Annotated in this window: 15 protein-coding genes; all 15 read right to left on the reverse strand. The window is 44.6% G+C overall.

The window, feature by feature from the left end; translation table 11 throughout:
• Positions 1-2: 2 nt before the first annotated feature.
• The 15 genes from AUR67_RS02995 to AUR67_RS03065 all read right to left on the reverse strand — a co-directional run bounded on the left by AUR67_RS02995 (position 3) and on the right by AUR67_RS03065 (position 18,618).
• Positions 3-8,219, reverse strand: coding sequence for a fibronectin type III domain-containing protein (locus tag AUR67_RS02995; protein WP_058584068.1), 8,217 nt, complete (start codon positions 8,217-8,219; stop codon positions 3-5).
• Positions 8,216-8,830, reverse strand: a complete 615-nt coding sequence (locus tag AUR67_RS03000; RefSeq protein ID WP_058584069.1) for a hypothetical protein — start codon at positions 8,828-8,830, stop codon at positions 8,216-8,218. The genes AUR67_RS02995 and AUR67_RS03000 overlap by 4 nt, the downstream gene beginning before the upstream one ends.
• Entirely contained in the window at positions 8,823-9,437 is a 615-nt protein-coding gene (locus tag AUR67_RS03005; protein WP_058584070.1) for a hypothetical protein, read from the reverse strand. The genes AUR67_RS03000 and AUR67_RS03005 overlap by 8 nt, the downstream gene beginning before the upstream one ends.
• A gap of 18 nt (positions 9,438-9,455) precedes the next feature.
• Complete coding sequence (locus AUR67_RS03010) at positions 9,456-11,711, reverse strand: hypothetical protein (protein ID WP_058584071.1); 2,256 nt, start codon at positions 11,709-11,711, stop codon at positions 9,456-9,458.
• Between the two features lie 208 nt (positions 11,712-11,919).
• The gene (locus tag AUR67_RS03015) at positions 11,920-12,273 is read right to left on the reverse strand and encodes a hypothetical protein (protein ID WP_058584072.1); all 354 of its coding nucleotides are present in this window, start codon (positions 12,271-12,273) and stop codon (positions 11,920-11,922) included.
• Positions 12,260-12,694 (reverse strand): hypothetical protein, encoded by a 435-nt coding sequence (locus AUR67_RS03020; protein WP_058584073.1) that lies wholly within the window; start codon positions 12,692-12,694, stop codon positions 12,260-12,262. The genes AUR67_RS03015 and AUR67_RS03020 overlap by 14 nt, the downstream gene beginning before the upstream one ends.
• On the reverse strand, positions 12,691-13,059 hold the full coding sequence (locus AUR67_RS03025) for a hypothetical protein (protein ID WP_058584074.1): 369 nt from the start codon (positions 13,057-13,059) through the stop codon (positions 12,691-12,693). Before AUR67_RS03025 ends, AUR67_RS03020 begins: the two co-directional genes overlap by 4 nt.
• Positions 13,056-13,565: an HK97 gp10 family phage protein gene (locus tag AUR67_RS03030; RefSeq protein WP_058584075.1), complete on the reverse strand. Its 510-nt coding sequence runs from the start codon at positions 13,563-13,565 to the stop codon at positions 13,056-13,058. Before AUR67_RS03030 ends, AUR67_RS03025 begins: the two co-directional genes overlap by 4 nt.
• Positions 13,562-13,891: a hypothetical protein gene (locus AUR67_RS03035; protein WP_058584076.1), complete on the reverse strand. Its 330-nt coding sequence runs from the start codon at positions 13,889-13,891 to the stop codon at positions 13,562-13,564. Before AUR67_RS03035 ends, AUR67_RS03030 begins: the two co-directional genes overlap by 4 nt.
• 2 nt (positions 13,892-13,893) lie before the next feature.
• A complete protein-coding gene (locus AUR67_RS03040; protein ID WP_058584077.1) occupies positions 13,894-14,238 on the reverse strand; it encodes a head-tail connector protein in 345 nt (114 codons plus the stop codon).
• Positions 14,239-14,307: 69 nt separating this feature from the next.
• Positions 14,308-14,754, reverse strand: coding sequence for a hypothetical protein (locus AUR67_RS03045; RefSeq protein ID WP_058584078.1), 447 nt, complete (start codon positions 14,752-14,754; stop codon positions 14,308-14,310).
• Positions 14,755-14,820: 66 nt separating this feature from the next.
• Positions 14,821-16,107, reverse strand: a complete 1,287-nt coding sequence (locus tag AUR67_RS03050; RefSeq protein WP_058584079.1) for a phage major capsid protein — start codon at positions 16,105-16,107, stop codon at positions 14,821-14,823.
• A gap of 77 nt (positions 16,108-16,184) precedes the next feature.
• Complete coding sequence (locus AUR67_RS03055; RefSeq protein ID WP_058584080.1) at positions 16,185-17,117, reverse strand: S49 family peptidase; 933 nt, start codon at positions 17,115-17,117, stop codon at positions 16,185-16,187.
• Positions 17,105-18,367 carry a phage portal protein gene (locus tag AUR67_RS03060; protein ID WP_058584081.1) on the reverse strand — a complete coding sequence of 421 codons (1,263 nt, stop codon included), beginning with the start codon at positions 18,365-18,367 and terminating at the stop codon, positions 17,105-17,107. Before AUR67_RS03060 ends, AUR67_RS03055 begins: the two co-directional genes overlap by 13 nt.
• Positions 18,367-18,618 (reverse strand): hypothetical protein, encoded by a 252-nt coding sequence (locus AUR67_RS03065; RefSeq protein ID WP_058584082.1) that lies wholly within the window; start codon positions 18,616-18,618, stop codon positions 18,367-18,369. The genes AUR67_RS03060 and AUR67_RS03065 overlap by 1 nt, the downstream gene beginning before the upstream one ends.
• Positions 18,619-18,670: the final 52 nt, after the last annotated feature.

Here is an 18,670-nt window from a genome sequence, read left to right on the forward strand (position 1 = left end):
ATTTAGCCCTCTTGAGATACTAAAGTTAATTTTTGGGTTGCAGAATAACTACCCGTTGTCGCTAGATTGCTTCGACTAGTTATTGCAAGTTTGTAAGTTCTATTTGTGGTGTTTTGCTTGTTGTCGGTGTAAGTGAATGATCCTGAGCAGCTTTGAGTGCCAACCCAATGATACTTACCATCTTCTGCCTCATAGGTGTTTCGCATGCTCGACTCGCCCGTAAAGTGCTGCGTTTTGCGAGTAACCCACCCACCTGACACATACTCATAAAGCACGATTGTATAAGTGGGTTCTGATGGTGTCGGGGCCGCTGTATCACTACGACCTGCCCCTCTGGATGACGCCATTAACGAACAGACAATATCAATCACGCCACCATTAGAGCCAAACGGGCCTATTGTGACGTTTGCAGAAGATGATAAATCAGACGTTGTTAGGGCAGTGCTGAGTACACCTGATGTGATCGCACCACCAAAATACGCGTTACCGGCTGTGTCTTTCCATTCGATACCGTTCGCTTTTGTTAGCGCGTCAAGGTTTGGTAAACCGCCGCTCATGATCTTAGGCCCATACCAGTACCACAGATTGTCTGGGCCAAAGCCGCTGGCAAGTTCAATTTTCATGAACGCACCACCAATTAAATCAATACGGGGTGATTCAATGCGGGTACCCGCTCGGAAAATATCTCCATCAGCCGTGCCCTTTATGAAAGCATCACCATGCACATATAGGGTATAGCTTACCCACGAACTACCGTTATATCTCTTTGTGGTTTGAACTTCTGGGTTTGAGGATTTATAAATCGTTACAATGTCATTTAATACGGGACCACCACTTGGAACTGCATACCATGCCGTGCTGTCGTACCAAACGCCGTTAGAGTTGGCAACGGTATAACGGCCCGCTCCCCTTGCGCCAGCATCACCTTTTACGCTGTCACCTTTATCGCCTTTCTCACCACGAATGATGTACTCAACAGGTGAAGACCATCCCGTTTTGGTCCACGTATTGTTTACGATGCGATACCGCGTTTTAGATACCCATGTGATCTGGCCGTTTACATAGACAGGGGTGTCATTCCAGCCGCTTGGGAAGGTTTCGGTTGTTCCATTAAATGAACCGCCTGATGGTGTTGATGGCTTAGATGTAGCCGCTTTAAATACGTAACTAACAAAGCTGCCATCATTACCGTCAAAGTAATCAGTGCCCTTTACGGGGGTGTAACCGTCTTCGCCATCACTAACAACAACGCTGTTACCATTACCATCTGTTACCGTGTAGGTACCATTACCATTATTCGTTACGGTTGGGATTGGGGCATTTTCACCATCGCGAATAGTAACGCTGTCTGTGCCATTGCTAATGGTGTAAGACCCATCAGGGTTTTGGGTAACTGTTGGGGTTTTTCCGTCTTGGCCAACTGCGCCTTTTGGGGCAAAGCTAAAGTTGTCGATATACCCATTTTGTTGATAAATGGCAACATCGCCACGCAATGCTAAGTTGGTGGTATTTGTAGCGGTGAAAAGTGTTTGGCCATTCTTTAAAAATGACACCACACCATTCGATAACTCTACTGATAACACGGCACCGCCATCATGCGAACCAATGGCGTTAGCCACTTTCGTGCCGCCTACATAAGCATGTAACGTACCGTTCGATGCATATAACGCGTAGTCCATTTTGGTGTAATCGCCCGCGCTGGCGTTAGCACTTAAACCAAGCATGATAACTTGGTTTGAGGCTACTTTTGCAGACATTACAACGTTAGTGTATTGCTCAACAGTGCTAAAGCCACTATCCCAAGCTGTACCCGCATTTGTTCTGGTGATGCGCCCGTTTTCTAGCGTCCATTCTCCCGAATCATACGTTAAGTTAAAGGCACCTAAGCCATCTTGTGCCTTGATATCTTCTAAGCTGTTTACCGTGTGGCCATCACCAAGCACTAAGCGACCACGGATAACTTGAACAGGGTTCGCAGGATCGGCATTATCAATGTATGACGTTGGCACGAACGTACCATCTACCACAACACCAAAGCGAAGTAGATCAGCACCAATATCGATATGGCCAGTTTCACCATCGTTATAACCGGCGATGGAAACAATGCGCCCGTTGTTGTCGAGTGTCCAACCACCACGCGCTACCAATTGGCCATTTTCCTTGGTAAAAACTTGGCGTATTTGCTTAATGCTTGCTGTGCTTTCACCATCACTAATTTGTAAGTTTTCGATGTACTCAGCAAGTGGGCCAGCAAGCCATGTTCCACCATCAGTTACGCATTGCACCGCATCGCTTTCACTTGTGATTTGCCCCTGGGCATTTACGCAGTAACCAACCGCTGTACGTGTGTATTGTTGGGCGGTTGATACGGCTTCGTTTTTGGCGGCTTCGGTGTCTTCATTTATTTTTGCTGTCAGCGTTTGCTGCAGGGTGCTAAAGGCCTGATCTTGACTTGCAAAGGTTTCGGCCACTTCATCAAACTGAGCAATAGTGTCAGCAACAAACGATTCGAACTCTTGATCGCGAAGTGTGTTCGCTTCGTCAATTGTTGCAATGGCCGTTGTTACATCACTAAAGCGTGCACTCACATTTTCAAACGTTGCTTGATAGCGCTGATCACGTATTACGCTCGATTGGTATTGACTCGATACAGCTTGGTTTAAGCTCGTAATAATTGCTTTGCTGTCGTTAAATAGCGTGGCAAGTTCAATCTGCTGCTGCGCCAGGCTTTCAACTTCGTTTGTTTGAGCTTGCAGCTTTTCGTTTGCAAGCGCTGCTTTAACATCAAGTTCAGCTAATTCATTTTCGCTAATAAGTGCATTGTATGCTGCAATCACAGCGTTTAAATCGCTTGCTTGCTGCGCTTGGCTTAACCCTTGAATTTGCACAATGCTGGTTGATAAAGACCCTTCGGCGGCATCAAGTCGCTGTTGCACATCACTAAACTTGGCGTTTACGCTCCCTTCTTGGGCATTGTATGCAGTGATCCGCTGGGCAATATATTCTTCGGCGCCATCGATGAACAACTGCGCATTATTAGCTTTTTGTAGTGTGTTATTTCCTGCAAATTGCTCAAGCGTTGCGCTTACTTGATACGTTGAATTGAATGTATCAAGCTGCTGTTGCACATTGCTTTGCGTTTGAAACCCTTGCAGCGTGACCCATGCTGCACTGATTTCAACAGCGCGTTGCACGGCTGGGCCATCAATCCACTCATGGCCCGCTGCTTCACATGCAATGGCATCGTCTTCATCAACACGATTGCCCTCAGCATCGATGCAATACCCTGTTACTGCCCGGGTAAACTCGTTAGCCGTGGCGAGCATTGCCAAATCTTGCGATTGAAACTCTACACGCAGCTGCGAACCCATGGTTGCACGGGCTTGTTGCTCTGTCGTTAGTGCTTCGTTCGTGGTGATTATGTCGGCTTCGGCACCCTCTAATCGCGTACTTAACTGTTGGCGTGCTGTCGCTGCAGCACTTAGTTCGTCAGCATTGGCTTGGATAAGATCATAAGCAAAGCTTAAGCTCGTATTAATGCCATCGGGCTTATTAACGTACTGCGTGATCACATCTTCAATTGTGCCCTCTGCAGCATTGATCCACGAACGTGCTTCTTTGGCTGCAGTGATAACATCGTCATCGTTTATTTGCTGAATGGTCGCTGTTACGCCATACGATGCATCCCACGAATTAATGCTTTGTTGTACGTTGCTTTGCGTTTGGTACCCTTGCAGCGTGACCCATGCAGCACTGATTTCAACAGCGCGTTGCACGGCTGGGCCGTCAACCCATGTATGGCCCGCTGCTTCACATGCAATGGCATCGTCTTCATCAACACGATTGCCCTCAGCATCGATGCAGTACCCTGTTACTGCACGGGTAAACTCGTTAGCCGTGGCAAGCATTGCCAAATCTTGCGATTGAAACTCTACACGTAACTGCGAACCCATGGTTGCACGGGCTTGCTGCTCATTGGTTAGCGCTTCGTTAAATGTGTTGATATCTGATTCAGCTTGGTTAAAGCGGGCGCTTAACTGTTGCTGTGCATTCGCTGTTGCGCTGATTTCATCAGCATTGGCTTGGATAAGATCATAGGCAAAACTAATGCTGGTATTAATGCCATCGGGTTTATTGACGTACTGCGTGATCAGATCGGTGATAGTGCCGTCTGCGGCGTTAATCCATTGCTGCGCTTCTTTGGCTGCAGTGATCACACCTTCATCGTTAATTTGCTGAATAGTCGCTGTTACGCCGAACTCAGCATTTAACGTGTTGATATACTGCTCTACATTCGAGGCAGTTTGAAAACCCTGCTTATTTACATACGTTGCGGTATATTCATTGATAAGCTCAACCAATGGGCCATCAATCCACTCATGGCCCGCAGCAATACACGCCATTGCATCGGCTTCATCAACCAGATTGCCGTCGGCATCAATACAATAACCAACTGTCGCGGCTAGTCGCTCGTTAGCTTGAGCAACAGAACGTTGACCTTCACGGGTGATTTCGGCGCGCAATTCACGCTCTGAGCTACTACGGGCTGTACGCTCATTTGCAAACGCTTGGTTTAGACTTGTTAAATACGCTTGGTTTTGAGCAAAGGCACCGGCTAACTCTAATTGTTGAGTCGCTAGCGACTCAACATCATTGGTCACAGCGGTTAACTTTTCTGTGGCCACTGACAAGCTATAACCTTGCTCTGCTAAGTCGTTATCTTGCTGCAGCTGATTATAGGCGTGGATAATATCAGCTAAGCCTTGCTCTTTTACATTGAGCTCAAGGCCGCTTATTTGGCTAACGCTTTGGCTGATTTCACCTTTAATTGCGTCTAAGCTTCGCTCTGCAGTGGCAATGCGATCATTGACGCCATTTTCAGTGTTTAAAATACTGTTTACTTGCTCGCGTATGGTCGCGTTAGCGCCGTCGATCCACGTTTGCGCAGCATTGGCTTTTAAGATGGTGTTGTTATCTGCAAACTCTTGCAGTACCGCACTAATGCTGTATTGGGTATTAAACGAGTCAATTAACGCTTGCACGTTGCTTTGCGTTTGAAAACCAAGCGCATTAACCCATGCCGTTGTTGCGTACTGCGCCATGATCCCAGTACGCGCATTGATATCATTTTCAAGGGTTGTTGTACGTGCTGTGATATCAGCTAAGGCTAAATCATTGGCGCCACGTTTGCCCACCTCGATAAAATCAATGTCACATGAGCCTAAATCAAACTCAAGGCTTGTGATTGTACCTGCGTAACCCGCTGTGCCAGTTGCATCTATGTTTAACGTTTCCCACTCGTCGCTTGCGGGCTCTGGTAAGTGTAAAGCAGTGGTACCACCATTGAATTTAATATCACCGCGCCAGGTTGCACCCACATGTTTACGCACACGAATACGAAACATTGGATTTTCTGTTGCGTCATAGCTGATCGCAGGTGTGGCCACTTGGCTTGATGCGACAATATAACCTTGTGCATTGTGGCTATCTACACCCGTAAAGCCCTCTGCATTTGTGTTAAATTGCCAGCTATACGCAGGTTGTAATGCTGCGAGTGACCCTGCAATTTGTGATTCTACTTCTGCATATGTTGCGCGCTGAGTGATTTGCCCTGCTTGCAGTTTTAACGTTGCTTCTGCTTGCGTTATACGATTTTGCGATTGAGCAATTTGCTTAGCGTTTAATGTGATTTTGCTTTCTGCGCCCTCGATTAGCAGCTGAGCACTATTAAAGCTTTCGTCTGTGTATGCATAGGCACGGTTTACAATTGTGCCCGTGTCAGGATCAACATACGCGGCGGCATCAATTAAACGCTCATTATCTAACGTTCTGCGCTCGTATTCGTTACGCCAGTTTGTATAAGACGATGTTACATTTAATACACTTAAACCTAAGTTTTGCTGCTCTAATCGCTGTTTTTCGATAGCAATTTGATTGATTTTAATAAGCGCGGGCAAGCTTGCCGAACTGCTGGCATCGAGTACTTGAGTAATGCGCTCTAAATCATTAATTTTGCTTGTTGATTGCGCTAGTTGGCTTTGTAAGTTATTTGGGTTTTCTGCATTAATTACATCAACAATATCGACTAGCTGATCAATCTTAAACGGTATGCTATTTGGGTTTTCTGCGTCGAGTACTTCGACTTTTTCTGTTAAGCCGGTGATCGCATCAATGTTCTTTGCAATCAATGACGGTAAGTTGTTTTCGGTTTCTGGGCGTAAACGGTCAACCTGCTGATTAATATCGCTGATCAGGTTTTGCGCTTCTTGGCTTAGCTGGCTAATTTCTAGATCTGCAATGTACTCAGCAAAGTCAGCCACAGTGGTAGATGCAGACACAGCAACCCAAGGGCTCACACCTGCCACGTTTTTTGTACGTACTTTAAAGTTATATTCGGTATCAGGCTGCAGCCCTGTAAACGTATAGTTATAACCCGAATGGGTGTTAACCTCGGTTCGTGGGTTGTCGTTGGTACCTAAAAATTGCCACTCGAACGTTGTGCCTAACCCCGCACCCAGCACACGCGCACTTAGCACCAATGTGTTATAGGTTGCAGAGTCAATGCTTACAATAGGTTCGCCAGGTGTAAGCACATCAAACGACAATGTGACAAATTCGCTGTGGTACCCCATATTCGAGCGAGCACGAATATCAATTTCAAAACTGCCCGCGTCTAAGTCGGTAATGATATACTCTGGCTGTGGCGTAACGGTGCGCTTAATAAGCGTATTGTTACGGTAAATTTGCACATCAAAGTACGTATAAGCAGACACCCAACTAATTTTCACATGGCCATCATCAAGGGCCGTGGCTGTTAACTCTGTTGGCGCTGCGACTTGGCGCGGGTTTGGTAGGTTTGAATCGGGGATTGGTGGGCGAACAACGCCACTTAACCAATTGTAAATGTACGGCTGGTGCTCTTTAAATGTGAGCTTATAATCGCCGTTATCTTGCAAGTTACTTTTGATTAATCGAAATGGCTTTTCATCCCACCCCAACTTTTTAACGGTGATCGGTACGATATCACCCACGGTGTACTGCAATGCAATAGGGCTTGCGGTTACAGTAAAGTTTAGTGATTCGCGACTAAGCATCGCAATCACACGGGCCATTTGGCGGGCTTCGTAGTAATTAGTACAGGCCGATACTTTAAAACGGTGTTCTAGCAATACGCCGTTATCTGCAGCAAGCCATTGCTGCTCTAGTTCGCTACCTTTTTCTGGGTAGATAGCATCTTGTTCAGAGTAAAGCGCTTCTTTATCGATGTATTCAACAATAACGCGGTTATAACGTTTGTTTTTGCCACCGCTGCTGTACTGGATCTTTGATTTAAAATCGCGTTCGCTCAGCCCTTCTGGTGTAACTGGCTCATCTTGCTCAATGATTAAGTGCAGTTGGCCATTGATGATAGGAATAATGCCACGCATGCTTTTACCAAGCAGCTCGACGTTATCGAGAATACTTTGCGCGGTGTCTATCACCTGGTTACAAGTAAACAGCTTTTGTGTTTCGCTAGCACCTTGATATTGAGGCACTAAAGTGTCGCACACTGTCGCAGCATCTTTAAACGACTGCAGGTAAATTTCACTGGCTGCTAATTCTTTACCGTAAATTTTGGCGGTTAAGTAATCATGCAAAATATACGCTGGGTTTTCGCTGTATTCGACAGCCCCTGTGTGTAGGTTTTTTACTTTTTTACCACGAATAATGGCCGTAAGATCAGGCACGCCAGTAAACGGCGCGTCGTCTGCAATGCTCCATTCAAGACGAATATACGAACAGGCTAAACCTTGCAGCTTATGATTTTTACTTGCAGCATCCCAACCGGCTTCTTTTAAATATGAGTATGTATAGTTACCCATGCCATTAGGGAAATGCACGGCATGAGCCCAGCGACCACCGTCTTTTGCGTCAAATTTGCTGTCGTTAATAGAGATTTTATTAAGCCAAAGATCTTCGACGCCATCGATGCCACCCTCACACCAGACAACGATAAGATGTAACAAGTCGTTTTTTACATCATCGCCATCGTCTGGGTTCGTTGTGTTCATAAACACAATTGTGCCGCCAACTTCACGCGTGCCATATACAACAGGTATATGATTTTCTGAGCTGGCCTTGGTTACGTTTGTGCCTTGGCCGCTGCGATCTGGCTCTGGGTTTAACCAGTTTAAAATTAATTTAGTTGTGAAGTGTCTTAACTTTGAGAATAAGCTCATTTTTGTTCCTGCTGCTCAGTCGCACCACGATTACCGCGCCCCGCCGAAGAAATGGCAGGGCTTTTACCTTCGCGACCCCAAGGAATATCGCTAATAACGCTGCCCGAAAACTCCATACCCATGTCGTTTGGGTAAAAAAGCTGTTGGGATTTATGAGTGGCTTTGCGGCCTCTAGCCGCTTCGAAGTCAGCCCAGATAGAGGCTGATTTTAGGGTGATATTGGCTGTTTTTTCTGATTCTTCGCCGCCCTTTTCAGCAATAAGCCCTTTGTAAATAACTTGCGTAAAGGCAATTTTTCCATCGCTGTTTAGCCATGCTTTTTCAACTGTAACGGGGGTGTTTAGCCAATTTTCAGAAAAAAAAAGCGCCGAAATGGCGCTATCAATTGCTTTTAAGGTGATGGGTACCTCACCCACCTTGGGGCTCCCCTGCTGCTCGGTTCGTATGCCCTCATCAGACCAATAGCCCTTTACGAATGTGGCACCGTTGTGCTTTAAGCTGGCACCGCTGTTTGTTGCTCTAAACGGGGTGGAAAAATGCACCGTAAGTAACAAAGCAGTGGTGTGTGGGCCTTTTAATAATTGTTTAAGTTCGGGATTTAAACTAATCATTAATGTATTCCTCAAACTCTACTTTAATTGCCACCTCGCGATCGGTGTCTGCACGGTGCTGTATGTCTTGATCATCGCTTTTAAGTTCAAGACTAAAATGCACATTGCTGCCCGATTTCATGGGTGTACCCGCTGGCACAGCAACACGTAAATTAGGCGTAAAACTTACCGTACCTTGCCCTACACCATTGGTGTTAAGCACTGCTGTTACCATGTAAGCTTTGGTGTGATTATCAAACTGAATGTAATCACCCGCTTTCAATGCACCAAGCACGTTGTTATTCATGGCATATAGCGCGGTGGTTGTATCGCCTTGTTCAGCACTGGTACGAACGAGCGCATTATCAGCACCGGCCCCCAACTGAGGGAGCGGGTTTTTCATTGTGCACACACCAAAGCGACCACCCATCGAGCAAATAAATGCATAAAGCGCCATGGCTCTTTCGTAATTAAGTTTTGGGGTGGTCATATCAAAGCCCCATCGATGACGATAAGCAATACGGTTTTTATTGCTAATACCGCCCAGTGTTGGGTCTGTTTGAGTGCTGTCTAAGCTGCGAATACGCAATTTTTGCGGCAATATAAATTGCTCTGGGAACGTTGCCATTGAACAGCCTTATTTTTATTAATGTGGAATATCGATAACGTCTTGCAGCTTTTGAGCGATGCGGTTTATGTTGTTGTCAAACCACTCTGTCATTGCGTCATTGGTGTTGTTTTCAATGTAAAATTTAGGGGAAATATGCACCTCGCGGGCACCAACGCCCTGATCATCATCGCCACTTCGGTTTGCAATGATCTCGTACATTCTGTCGAGTTTATCAACGCTTTCGTTTGTATAGACACGTTCGCCCTTGTCGAGTAACCACGTACCCTCGGTTGGTACCGCATCAATACCGCTGTGCGCCATACCAACCATGCCCGCAGAGATACCACCCACTGCCATGGCCATTGGTTGCGATACAGCAAGCGCAGCGGCCATTGCGCCAGGTGCTAAAATTGGGCCCACAATTGGAATAGCTGCAGTTGATGCAAAGGCATTTAGACCTGCCGTTAATGCCATTGCTTGTGCGCTGGTTGTCATTGTGGTGGCAGCACTGGTCGCAGTCGCTTTATTTAATAGCTTTTCTGTGGCCCATAGCGCTAAACGCTTTGCACCCATTTCAGCTAATGCGGCGATAGTAGAGCGCAGCACGCCGCGCATTACATCGCGCATTGAGTCAGCAAAGCTTTGCTGTGTCATAACAGCATTGGCAACTGACTCACCGACACCTTGTGTGAAGCGATCAAACGTATTGCCCCACATCGTATCGAAGTTTTCAGTTGTCAACTGCACTTGTTCTTGCAGCTGTGCTAAAAACCCTTGGTGTTGTTCTAGCTGCTCAGCCTGATAAAGCTCTGTTGCTTGCTTTGATAGCAAACGGTATTCATCATCTGTTAGTTTGCGGGCTGCATTGGCTTCTGCGTATTCATTTAATTGCACCTGCAGTTGGGCTTTTTCTTCTGTCCAATCGTTTTCGCGCATTAACTGACGAACAGCGTAATATTCTTGTGCTTGAGCAATTTGTGCTGCGTATGGGTTCGTTTGCTCTTTAGTTGGGGTATCATCCCCACCGCCTGTATTGCCACTGTTATAATTAAGACCACCTACATAGGTTTGAGCCAGTGAATCAAAGCGGGCTTTAACTTCTGCATACCATGCATCGATATTTTGCGCGGGGATAGGCTCTAGCATTAGCTCATGCAGTTTGGCCGTTGCTTCGCGGGCTTCAATATACGCTTGATTTGTTTGCGCTTCATCAAACAGCGTAATAGGTTCAAATGTGGTTAGCTCTCGCAGATCAGCCGCAAGTGTTGCCGCATCATCATTTAAGTAACCGGCTAAATCGAGGGCTTTTTGTAGCGGTAGAATAACTGTTTTTACCACCCCTTCGGCAAACGCCGTGTAAGCTTTACTCATGAGGTTTAACCCCTCAATAGTAAGTAGCTTTAAGCCCTGAAAACTGACTTTTAAACCTTGCCAAATAACTTGTATGCCACGCCAGGCATTACCAACGAACCCAGCACCTTTTACCAACACACCCACGGTGTCAGCTGCGTAACTCCCCATGCCGCCAACTTGCTTGGCGTTTTCTAGGAATAATTCAGCTAGTGAGCCTATAACGGGCGCGGCTTCTGTTGCCAAGTGCTGGCTAAAGCTGCCCCAGACAGACTCAGCGCGGGCAATATTATCATTGGCCATTTCGATTTTATTGGCATCAATACGGTTTAGGCTTAAGCCAAGTTGTTGCGCCTCATTGCGCATGGCATTTAACCCTGCGCTGCCACCTTCAAGCAGCTTAAGCATGCCAATGCCTGAACGCCCAAATAACTCGTAAGCGATACGTGTTCGCTCTGATTGGCTTGATACCTCTGATAATGCATCGGCTAAAATACCTAGTTGCTGATCAGGTTTGAGTTTATTTAGCTCATTTACATCTATTTTTAGCGCGTCGAGGGTATCTTTTAATGGGCCTGTACCTTTAAAAGCGGCGTCTGCTACTCGCCGTGTAAGGTTTTCTACACTTTTATCGAGGTCTTTAACGCTTAACCCAGACAAACCAGCTGCATGCCTTAATTCAGTCAAGGCGCTAGTTTGAATGCCGATACTGTCAGCATATTTTGCTGTTTGGTCGATCACAGTTGCTTGCTGTTTGTAGATAGCAAGCAAAGAGCCCACAACTAAACCCCCGGCAACAACGCCCGCTTTACCATATTTATTAATATTTTTGCGGGCGTTTTTTGAAAACTCTTGAAGACGTTTACTAGTGCGGGTTAGCTCTTTTCGTAGGGCAACACTGTTGCCGCCGATCATGACGTTTAAACTGGCGAGTGTACTCATTGACTTTGCGGCCCCATGAAATTAGCTAAGTAGGCGAGGGTTTCATCTTCTGATAGTTGTTTGCGTTTTGGTTTTTCTTTGTTTCTCAACAATTCAAAGGCATACAATTCAGCAAGTTGCTTGTGGGTTATTTGGCGTTCAAGTTCAAACGGGGTGCGACTTATTTTTTCAGCGTAAGCAAATAAGAAGCACCGCCACCCGTCAGACTCTAGTTTTTTTTCAGTTCTTCAATATCATTTTCGGTGATACTGTTTAGCTTCATTGCGGCGGAAAACAGCTTGTTGATTGGCGCCGCTGGCATGCTTGTCAGTTGTTCCAGATCATCTAAATTGAATAACTTGTTACCCTCTTCATCTTCAACAGTCATGATGACCATTAATGATTTCGCTGATGTGTCATCTTTAAACTGGCCATTAGGGTCGTATGCTAAGCGCTCAAATTCTTCACCTTCTTTCACTGTTAACGCTTTTACATACACATCACCAAGACCAGCAAGTGTCACTTTTTCACGGTGAAGAATGCCTAATTTTGCAAAGAAGTTTTTTTTATTAAGCTGCGTCATTTGTTATTTTCCCCCAAAAGTTAACGCCAATTTTACCTATCATGCGTAGGCTCTTTTCTTCGTCGATCTCACCAACGCCCCAGTCAGCAAACACTGCTTTAAAAGGAATGTGTTTGCCTGATTTGCCTATTTTCACTTGTAGCTCGCGCTCTTGATTATCATCAGCCGCTTTCGCACATTCGGCGTGACCAGGATCAGTGCCAGTATCATCTAGACGACATACAATTGAGCGTTCGCCACCATCTTTTTTACTGCTTGCGCCATATACCTGACCTTCGTCTGATAAAGTGGTGTCATTTTTTAACGTGCCATCAGCACTTAGCTTGCCGCCTAAACCGTCGAAGCCGATAACTTCAACAAAGTCAGTGCCGCCGAGTGGCTTGATCATTAATTTTGAGCCGTCAGGAAAAATCGGGTTCATGGTTGTTCTCCGTAGTGAAAATTAAAATCGATTATCTTGCGGTGAACATCAGGATCGCCACTGTAATCGGGTATGGTTTCTTTTTCTGATATTGAATTAATCGTTACGCCATCAAATGAACCTTGAATATTTCGTAAAAAATAGCGAAGTTCTTTGCTGAGTGAACTTACTTGCAATGGGTCACTTGATACTGAGCTAATTTGAACGCGAGCAACGCGCTGGCCATAGTCGCTTAATACGTCGTTTCGCCTATCGGTTACAATTTTCCAGCATAAGGCTGCATCTTTGTTCATTTCAGATATTTTGATGTGATAAACATTATCTAAAACAAGGCTTAAAATGCTGGGTATGGCCAGTTCTATCATGTCGATTGCCTTTTTAATGCTCGCTCAATGCCTTTTGCTAGCTCTACTTTCACTATGCTAACAACGCGAAATTCATTATTAATTAGGGCGGGGCGCACAAATGGCACGCCGACAATGCCCGGGTGCATCAAGTTATTTAATCCGTCTGGGTTTAAAATGTGCGGTTGCACACCAGTTTCTAACCAATAGGCGATAATAGGCGAAGGAATTAACGAACCAGCCGCAGCTTGAGCTTTTTTGTTGTGGTAAATCCCGACATAAGCAGCTGCGTCGAATATGCTGTGATCACCCTTTTTATTGATGGCTGTTTTAATTTTTGTTGACTCAGCCATTTGGCCTGTTTCTTTGCCAAACTTAGTGTTGGCATCACGGGTCATATCTTCATGAACAGGCTTAGCGGCTTTTCTTAATGCAGAGCGAAGTACTTTACCTTTTGTTTGGCCCTCTACTTTCTTAAGTGCTTTTTCAAGCTCTTTTAAACCGAGTACATCGCTTGTTATTTTCATGATTGAGCCAACTCTAAATCAAAAATAATGGTGTGATTTTCAAAGCCCACGTTAGTCGTGTCTTTCACTTCGTATTGTTGGCCGTTTAGCTCGACAACGTTAACGTTCATGAATGCTGCGCGATAATCGATAGCAAAACTGACTTGCGCCGTGCTTACTTCTTGCGTTTGGTGGTTAACAATACCGCCGCGCTGCTTTCTGTAACTGCCTTTTACACGACCAACTTTTGTTTTTTGTTCTTGTTTTCCAAGTGGGCCTTTAACTAATTGAGTAGAAAACAGAATTGCCCACGTACGTTTTTCGCTGGCAGTGAGTCGTTTTTTCATGGCTAACCTATCAATACACGTTTAAATTGCTTAATTGCCGTGGTGTAAGCGGGGTTTTTTGCCATGCTAGTGACAATTTCAACCTCGCGATTGCTGTCTAAGCTGCTGATTTGCAGTAAGCATGCTGTTTCTAGGTTAGCAAGCTGATAGATTTCTAATTCATCAAGGATGATTGGCGCCTCTGTACCTTCGGGAACATCAGCTGCAGTTTGATAAATTAATCGACCAATATCGCTACACACTAAACCAATTGCTTGGTTGATAAGGCGGGTTATGCGGGCATCTTCAAAATCATCAACTTGATCGATACCTAGTTGGTCTTTAGCGCGGGCAAGGTCAATTAACATAGGATTCTCATATAAAAAAGCCGACTAGAAGATCAGGGCTAGTCGGCTTTGACTCTCACGGTTTTGGATTTATTCGCTTACCAATTTAATTGGCGGGTTTTTAGTTTCAAGTAAGCGAGAAACTTCTTTCGGTAGCAACCCTACTACTTCACCTTTACGGTAGCCGTTGTGCGAATACAAAAACTCAACAGCCACGGTGCCGTTTTTGTTAGTTTTTAATTCGACTTTCGGCTGGTCACTATCTTTAGGGGCTTTTTTTGCCTGTTGATAGTATTCCCATGCAGCATCACGCTGCGCTGATGATGGTTTAGCTTTTTTTGACTTACCATTTTCATCTAGCATTTCTAGCTCTAAAGCATCACAGTTTGGTTTCTCTCCAAAATTGCCGTGATCGATAGCGATAACAAAAGGTAAAATTTCTTCGTCAGCGTTCGACAAATCAACAGTAGGTGTAAAACTTGCCAGAGCACTAGGAAGTACTGCGGCAAGCGTCGACATAATTTTTGCGTTAGACATACTTTTCTCCTAAGCCCAACTAAATATCAGCTGGGCTTATATAAAATTTATGGGGATAGTGTTTGTTTAGAAAGGAACGTTAGAACCCATCGCGATACCTTCAGGGTGACGACAGATAATGTCACTTGCGCCAACCAACTTAATAACAATTTCATTATTTGCATAGGCGCTTTGTAGATTGCCATCAGCGTCGTAATAACTAGCATCTTCACTGGTGCTAATTTCAAACGCTGGATCGTAACCAATAACCACATCATCAAAGGCTGTGAAGTATATTTCAGAGAAATCACCACCTACACCAAGGTTTGAAGGAACGTTTGTCGTATCTGCAACTGGATAGCGTTTCAACTGGCCTTTTTCCATTTCTGGATAGACTTTGTTGCCGTTTGCATCACGTAAACCATATAGCTTCATCCAAGTACGTGGTGACAAGATCCAGCCACATTTACGCATTTTAGAGTTGCTGTTTTTATGAGCTAAGATTAGCCCATCTAAGAACGCATCGATTACAGCTAGCTCAATATTCCCAGTGAAAGGGGTAACACGGCCCGACTCAGTTGCTAAGGTTAAAAGGCCTTTTGGCATATCATCAGTACCGTCACCACGCAAGAACGCTTTATCTTGACACTCAGCGTGTGCTGCTAACATATCGTCAAGTACAAATTGCTCTGCATCAATACCTGCACGACCTTTGAACTCTTTAGTAATTGGAACGATAGTCATTTGAGACTTAGCGTTCATTTTCACTGGGTCAGATTTAGGCTTGCTTGCATTAACTGGCTGACCTTCGCCACGGAACTTAGACGTTGCACCACCCGACTGTTTTGAGAAGGTAAGTTTACCGCGTGGTAAACTCGTTACACGCGCACCCATTTTTGCTACAACTAACTCAGGGCGTAATAACTCAATAAAGTCACGTGAGTATGCTTCTGGTACTAATGAACCGCCCGATTCAGCTGCAGTATTTAGAGCCATCGATACGTCTTTATCGCGAATTTCTGTATTAGCAAACTTAATAGCTTCGTCTAATTTATTGTTCGTTGCCATTAGAGCCAAAGCGATACGAGCAACTTTCGCGCCTTTATAATCTTCTGGTGCCGATTTAACGCTAATTGATGGTGCGTTGGCAGAGATACCATCACCACCTACAGCAGTTGATTGCTGAACAGCCAAGTTTTGAGCAGTTTCAGCACGGTTTAACTTTTCAGCTAAATTGGCATGATCTGCCTGCAGTTGTTTAAACTGCTCGATGTCTTCAGCGCAAAGCGAACCTTCGGTTTCTTCTTTAGCTGCTAACGCCTTAATTGCTGCGGTTTTTTCATTCATCGCAGCCTTGATTTGTACAATAGTCATAGTTTTACCTTTCTTTTTACATAAAAAAAGGCCGCAAAAGCGACCTTGGTTTGAACCCTGCCATCAAGGCAGTGCGATTAATTTATGTGGTGATAGTCCATAGCTGCAGCTTGAACACCAATTGTTTCCATCTTTTTGGGTGAGGATTGAATTAAACGCTTTGCAATTGTGTTTACTGCAGCATGAGGGTCACTTGATAATGTGTCGGCCAATTTCAAATCGATAGCCTCTTGGCCATTGAAGCAGTCGGCCTCTGTTGCTTGTACTTCATCAACAGACATATTCCGATACTTAGCAACAGCATTTATAAATTGCTGATAGGTCTTTTCAATGCCAGATTCAATGTGTTCTTTTTCTTCATCTGACATTTCAAGATCTGGATGCATAAAGACTTTCTTTGCACCGCGATAAAATGTGTGCATGATGACACCCATATCTTTGTAATAAGCCGAAATATCTAAGCGCTTTTGATATACACCAATTGAGCCTACACCGCCTGTTTCACTAATAATGATTTCGGTACAGGCTGAAGCAATCAAATAGGCAGCTGAATAAGCATTAAAATTGATAACAGCACGAATTGGCTTTTGCTTTTGCGCTTCATAAATATATGCGGCACATTCAAACGCGGCTTGCGCTGTACCCCCACCACTTTGAATATCAAGTACAATTTCTTTAATCTGGCTATCGTTCATTGCTTTTGATATTTGGTTTCGTAGTAGCTCGAAACTCATAATTTCAGAACATTCAGCTGTCATAGTTCCACGACGAGGCACCAAAATGCCATGCACAGCAATAACAGCCATTGAGCCATCTTTCTCTGGATCACCAAGCGGGATTACTCCCATTCTTTTAGCGCTTAGCTCTTGCTCTGAGTTATGTGCTGATTTCTCAGTACCAGCAATTCGAGCTGCAACGTATTGCGCAACGTTTTCGACTAGCTCCCCTTTAGCTAATAACGGGGTGTTAAATACCATTTCGGCAATATGCGGATAATTTAGTTGCGGCATAAAATACTCTCTATTTCTTGGCGTTGTTGCTCTGTTGTTTGGCTCATTCTTTCAGCGTTTGCTTTATCTTTTGCATCAAGCATGTTTAGGGGGGTTAGATATTCATCACCGCCAGGTATGGGCGGTAAATTTTCAAAACGGCGAATGTCGTTCGCTGATAAGAACCCCCATTGACGGCCAATCGCGTAAGACTCATAACGAGTTTTAAAATCACCACGCACTAACGAACTGAAATTAAACTCGATAAAATAATCTTTTCGTTCTTCAGGTAAGAGCAAGTCGCGATGCATTGCGCTTTCCCAACGCTTAAGCCATGGCATTAATGCAAAGACCAAAAAGTTTAAAGTCGTTTGCTCTACTGATTTATATGATTCACCTGCCGACTCGCCAAGCATTGATGGGGGAATGCCAAATAAACGGGCTATATCAAGCACACCCATTCTTCTGGCTTCTACCATTTGCGCATCGTTATTGGTCATTGCCATTTGTCTGTACGTCATACCTTCTTGCAGCATGGCGACTTTAAATGCCTTTCTTACACCACCTGAGTGTCGCGCAGTAAATGAATCTACAACATGATCAATGTCAGCTTGGGTGGTGAGTGATTCAGCATCTTTTGGACGCTCAATTACACCTGAAAGTGTGGTACCTTGAGAAAACACCGCGCTTGCATGTTGCTCTGTAGCAAGAGCCAAGCCTATTGCATCCGATGCAGTATGAATTGGGGAAACACCAGTAAAACCATTAAAACTAAATGCTTTTACATGGTGCATTAAGTCCATACCAACAACTTTGTTTTCGGTTAGCAGTCTGTAATACGGGAGTCCGTCACCACCTTCTAAAACTTGTACATTATCAGGGTGAACCCATATAAGCTCTGTAACTCGCATCTGCTCATCACGCTCTATTAGGGCATAATGATTACCATCTAGAGATAAAAATCCCATCCCTGACTCGAAATACTCAAATGATGTGTCTTTCTTGTTTGGTTGGTACTTTAGCACTGAAAATAAAGGATGGTCGGTTGCTTTCTTTCTGGTGCCATCTTCGTGATCTCGTTTAAACAACTCACATGGCAACTGTGCAACGCTTGTTGCAAGTAATGTTATCGCGCGATTTAGGGCGCTATTGCCCATAGCAGTTTTGCGATCAACATAAACACCACTAAAAGAAGAAGAACCGCCCCAGCCAAAACTATCGTTAAACGCCTTTTTTAAGGATGAGACACTAAACATGCCAGGTAAAAACATTACTTGTTACCTCTTTGCGCTTTAGCGCTGGCGATTGCTTTGGCAGCAAACCAACTATGAACAATAAGCAGCACTCCGCACGCAATGTATGCACCAGGAACTGATATTAACGACACACCATAAGTAATAGATGTAACACCAACCAAACCAACCAACATGCTGTATGTACTAATAAATAGTGATAATAAAAATGCGGTGATTTTTGCTATTGCAGCAATGAAAAATTGCGCTTTTCTTTTAATATTTAGCATCCGACTTTACCGCCCTTGTAGATTGATTCTTTTTTAGAGTCTGGTGATTTGA

The organism is Pseudoalteromonas sp. XI10 (assembly GCF_001469895.1).
In the GTDB taxonomy this organism is placed as follows: domain Bacteria; phylum Pseudomonadota; class Gammaproteobacteria; order Enterobacterales; family Alteromonadaceae; genus Pseudoalteromonas.

Coding starts and splice junctions, on each gene's coding strand:
- AUR67_RS02995 (WP_058584068.1), bottom strand. CDS start 8,219: ATGAGCTTATTCTCAAAGTTAAGACACTTCACAACTAAATTAATTTTA.
- AUR67_RS03000 (WP_058584069.1), bottom strand. CDS start 8,830: ATGATTAGTTTAAATCCCGAACTTAAACAATTATTAAAAGGCCCACAC.
- AUR67_RS03005 (WP_058584070.1), bottom strand. CDS start 9,437: ATGGCAACGTTCCCAGAGCAATTTATATTGCCGCAAAAATTGCGTATT.
- AUR67_RS03010 (WP_058584071.1), bottom strand. CDS start 11,711: ATGAGTACACTCGCCAGTTTAAACGTCATGATCGGCGGCAACAGTGTT.
- AUR67_RS03015 (WP_058584072.1), bottom strand. CDS start 12,273: ATGACGCAGCTTAATAAAAAAAACTTCTTTGCAAAATTAGGCATTCTT.
- AUR67_RS03020 (WP_058584073.1), bottom strand. CDS start 12,694: ATGAACCCGATTTTTCCTGACGGCTCAAAATTAATGATCAAGCCACTC.
- AUR67_RS03025 (WP_058584074.1), bottom strand. CDS start 13,059: ATGATAGAACTGGCCATACCCAGCATTTTAAGCCTTGTTTTAGATAAT.
- AUR67_RS03030 (WP_058584075.1), bottom strand. CDS start 13,565: ATGAAAATAACAAGCGATGTACTCGGTTTAAAAGAGCTTGAAAAAGCA.
- AUR67_RS03035 (WP_058584076.1), bottom strand. CDS start 13,891: ATGAAAAAACGACTCACTGCCAGCGAAAAACGTACGTGGGCAATTCTG.
- AUR67_RS03040 (WP_058584077.1), bottom strand. CDS start 14,238: ATGTTAATTGACCTTGCCCGCGCTAAAGACCAACTAGGTATCGATCAA.
- AUR67_RS03045 (WP_058584078.1), bottom strand. CDS start 14,754: ATGTCTAACGCAAAAATTATGTCGACGCTTGCCGCAGTACTTCCTAGT.
- AUR67_RS03050 (WP_058584079.1), bottom strand. CDS start 16,107: ATGACTATTGTACAAATCAAGGCTGCGATGAATGAAAAAACCGCAGCA.
- AUR67_RS03055 (WP_058584080.1), bottom strand. CDS start 17,117: ATGCCGCAACTAAATTATCCGCATATTGCCGAAATGGTATTTAACACC.
- AUR67_RS03060 (WP_058584081.1), bottom strand. CDS start 18,367: ATGTTTTTACCTGGCATGTTTAGTGTCTCATCCTTAAAAAAGGCGTTT.
- AUR67_RS03065 (WP_058584082.1), bottom strand. CDS start 18,618: ATGCTAAATATTAAAAGAAAAGCGCAATTTTTCATTGCTGCAATAGCA.